The organism is Amycolatopsis kentuckyensis, from assembly GCF_002155975.1.
Classification (GTDB): Bacteria; Actinomycetota; Actinomycetes; order Mycobacteriales; family Pseudonocardiaceae; genus Amycolatopsis; species Amycolatopsis kentuckyensis.
In genome coordinates this window covers 1-2,864 of sequence record NZ_MUMI01000414.1, presented here as the reverse complement: position 1 = coordinate 2,864, position 2,864 = coordinate 1, and the positions used below count along the sequence as shown (strand labels likewise).

Here is a 2,864-nt window from a genome sequence, read left to right as displayed (position 1 = left end):
CGGCGTCGGCGTCGGAGTGGCCGCCAGGGCCAGGGTGAGCAGGGAGACGAGGAAGTTCATCGGCCACCTTCCGCGTTGAAGGGCGATGCTTCCATTGTCGGAGGCCGATAATATTGGTCCAGTCCTTTACTGGACAGGTTCCGGACAGGAATTCACGCCCGGCGTGAACTCAGCAGGAGCAGGCACAGCACCGCGATCCCGGTGACGAGCCCGGCGACCAGCAGCATCGGGTCCAGGGTCGCCGGGGTGGCCGCGGTCGCCTGCTGGACCGCGGGTGGCGCCTCGGCGGCGGGAGCGGCGGCCGGGGAAGTGCTGCTCGGGGACGTGCCGGGCGGGGGAGCGCTGGTCACCGGAGCGGCGGCGGCGGTACTCCGTGGCGGCGTTGTCCGCGGGACCGTGGTCGCCGGCTTCGGCGGCGCCGTCGTGGGCGCGGGCAGCACCGTCACCGAGGCCCGCATGTCCGGGTGCACCGAGCAGTAGTACTGGTAGGTGCCCGGCTGCCGGAACGTGTAGCTCCAGCTCTGCCCGGCCGACAGCTGCGGGCTGCGGAACGCGACCGGCGCGCTCGTCGTGACGACGTCGTGCGGGGCTTCGTCGTGCTGCATCCAGGTGACCGTGTCGCCGACGCGCACGGTCAGCGCGGCGGGGGAGAAGGCGTAACCCTGCATCATGACCTGCTGCGTCGCCGCGGCGGCCGGGCTCGCGAACGGCACGTTCAGGAACACCAGCAGGCCGGCGACGGCGAGAGCGGCGCGCCTCATCGGACGAACTCGATCGCGATCTCGACGCGCAGCCGGCGCCGGGCGAGCAGTCGAACGAGCCGTCCCCCGTGGGCCGCCTTCCGGCGGGCCGGGAGGACGACCCCGGCGGCCCAGACGACGACACCGTCGGAGTCCCGGTGCCGGACGTCGCCGCGCAGGCGCACGGCCCGCCCGGCCACGTTGCCTTCGACGACGAACGGGTCTTCGGCGACGTCGTCGGCGGTGAAGGTGAGTTCTTCCCCGCGGAAGGCCCGGCCGAGGAACGGGACCCCGGTCCGCAGCGAGCCGGGATCGAAGGTGACGGTGAGGGCGGAGCCGGGCGTCCAGTGCCCGCCGGTCGCGGTCAGGCGGCCGCGGACCAGGGGCGGGCGCGGGGAAACCTCGATGACGCAGCGATCGCGGCGCAGGGCGTAGCCGGTCGGAGCGGGCAGGACGGCGGTGTCGGGCATGGGGTGGCCTCCGGAGAAGGGTGCGGGTGGCCCGGCGGGCCGGGCCACCCGCGGGGATCAGCAGCTCGCCTGGCCGAGCAACGGCGTGAGCACGTTTTCGAGCCACACCGTGTGCGTCTTGATGTACTGGTCGAGGTTCAGCAGGTCGGTCACCTGCTGTCCCAGCGACTCCTCCAGGTGCGCGCTCTTGATGTGCGCGACGATCGGCGCCAGCGTGTCGGTGAGGACCTGGCCACCGGAGCCGTCGAACGCCGGGGCGAGCACGGTCTCCAGCCACACCGTGTGGGTCTTGATGTACTGGTCCAGGTTGAGGATGTCCTGCACCTGCTGGCCGGGTGAGGTTTCCAGGTGCGCGCTCTTGATGTGGTCGAGGATCGGCTGCAGGACCGCCTTCGGCACGCAGGAGCCGCCGCCGGCCGGGGTGGACGGCGCCGGCATCGAGTGGCTCGGTGCCGAGGTGGGGGCGGACGGCGGGGTCGAGGCCGGCGGGGCACTGGTGGGGGCCGCGCCGGTCACGGTGACCGTCGCCTTCATGTCCGGGTGGATCGAGCAGTAGTACGAGTACTTGCCCGCCTTGGTGAAGGTGTGGCTGAACGTCTGGCCGGTCTGCAGGGTCGGCGAGGTGAACTTCTCCGGCCCGTCGGTGACCACGATGTTGTGCGGCGCGGTGTCGTGGTTGGTCCACGTCACGGTGTCGCCGACGGCGATCGTCAGGTCGGCCGGCGAGAACTTGTAGCCCATGGCTTCGACCGATTTGCCGGCCGGTGCCGCGGCCGGGGCGGCCCCGCCGGCCTGTTCCTGGGCGAGCCCCTGGTACAGCGGGACGGCCAGGGGACCCTGCTGGGCCAGGGCGGCCAGGTCGACGTTCGCCGCCTGGTTCGGCGCGGCCTGCTCGGTCTGGCCGCCGCGCAGCGTCGCGAGGCTGAACAACGCCGTCGCCAGGGCGAGGATCGCCACGGCGACGGGCCAGTTCCGCCGTCGCCGCACCACCTCCGGCTGCTCGGGGGCGGTGGGGGTGGGGTTGTCCATCGAGGACTCCTTTCGCAGGGCGATCAGCGGCCGGGGCTGGCCGTGACGAGGAAGCTCGCCGCGAGGAGGACCACGAGCACGAGCGTGGTCTCGGCGGCGACGGAATGGACGAAGGGGCGGACGGTGCCGGCGTCCCCGCGCAGGACGACGGCGAAGTCGAGGCGGCGGCCCACCCAGCGGCGGCTGAACTGCGCGGCCAGCAGCACGACGGCGAGCACGGCCAGCTTGACCAGCAGCGTCCGCCCGTAGGCCGTGCCGAACACCCGGCCGACGCTGGGTGGGCCGCCGCCTCGACTTCGCCGTCGTCCTGCGCGGGGACGCCGGCACCGTCCGCCCCTTCGTCCATTCCGTCGCCGCCGAGACCACGCTCGTGCTCGTGGTCCTCCTCGCGGCGAGCTTCCTCGTCACGGCCAGCCCCGGCCGCTGATCGCCCTGCGAAAGGAGTCCTCGCACCCGGCCGACGCTGCCGACGGTCTGCCACGCGAGCACCACGCCGGCGGCGACCACAACGGCGACCGACGTCATCGCCAGCTTCGAGTAGCGGGGGATCACCGAGGCGAGTTCGCCGGGGTCACGGCGGGCCAGGACGCCGAACAGCAGCACGGCCAGGCCGCCGATCCACGCC

General features: G+C 72.9%; 5 protein-coding genes. 1 reads left to right on the top strand and 4 read right to left on the bottom strand.

Translation table 11 applies throughout. From position 1 onward, the window contains the following. Positions 1 to 152 precede the first annotated feature (152 nt). From CCN39_RS34060 to CCN39_RS34045, 4 genes are read right to left on the bottom strand one after another with little or no spacing between them, the layout of a single operon-like run. Positions 153 to 761: a cupredoxin domain-containing protein gene (locus CCN39_RS34060; RefSeq protein ID WP_086849023.1), complete on the bottom strand. Its 609-nt coding sequence runs from the start codon at positions 759 to 761 to the stop codon at positions 153 to 155. Next, positions 758 to 1,210 (bottom strand): hypothetical protein, encoded by a 453-nt coding sequence (locus CCN39_RS34055; protein WP_086849021.1) that lies wholly within the window; start codon positions 1,208 to 1,210, stop codon positions 758 to 760. The genes CCN39_RS34060 and CCN39_RS34055 overlap by 4 nt, the downstream gene beginning before the upstream one ends. Before the next feature lie 57 nt (positions 1,211 to 1,267). Then, complete coding sequence (locus tag CCN39_RS34050) at positions 1,268 to 2,239, bottom strand: cupredoxin domain-containing protein (protein ID WP_086849024.1); 972 nt, start codon at positions 2,237 to 2,239, stop codon at positions 1,268 to 1,270. Between the two features lie 23 nt (positions 2,240 to 2,262). Then, complete coding sequence (locus CCN39_RS34045) at positions 2,263 to 2,502, bottom strand: CopD family protein (RefSeq protein ID WP_244211121.1); 240 nt, start codon at positions 2,500 to 2,502, stop codon at positions 2,263 to 2,265. A gap of 14 nt (positions 2,503 to 2,516) precedes the next feature. Between CCN39_RS34045 and CCN39_RS49660 the strand changes: the two genes are divergently transcribed. Then, positions 2,517 to 2,666, top strand: coding sequence for a hypothetical protein (locus CCN39_RS49660; RefSeq protein ID WP_244211120.1), 150 nt, complete (start codon positions 2,517 to 2,519; stop codon positions 2,664 to 2,666). Positions 2,667 to 2,864: the final 198 nt, after the last annotated feature.

What these genes read in the sequence shown, in the direction of transcription:
- CCN39_RS34055 (WP_086849021.1), bottom strand. Translation starts at nt 1,210, where the DNA reads ATGCCCGACACCGCCGTCCTGCCCGCTCCGACCGGCTACGCCCTGCGC.
- CCN39_RS34060 (WP_086849023.1), bottom strand. Translation starts at nt 761, where the DNA reads ATGAGGCGCGCCGCTCTCGCCGTCGCCGGCCTGCTGGTGTTCCTGAAC.
- CCN39_RS34050 (WP_086849024.1), bottom strand. Translation starts at nt 2,239, where the DNA reads ATGGACAACCCCACCCCCACCGCCCCCGAGCAGCCGGAGGTGGTGCGG.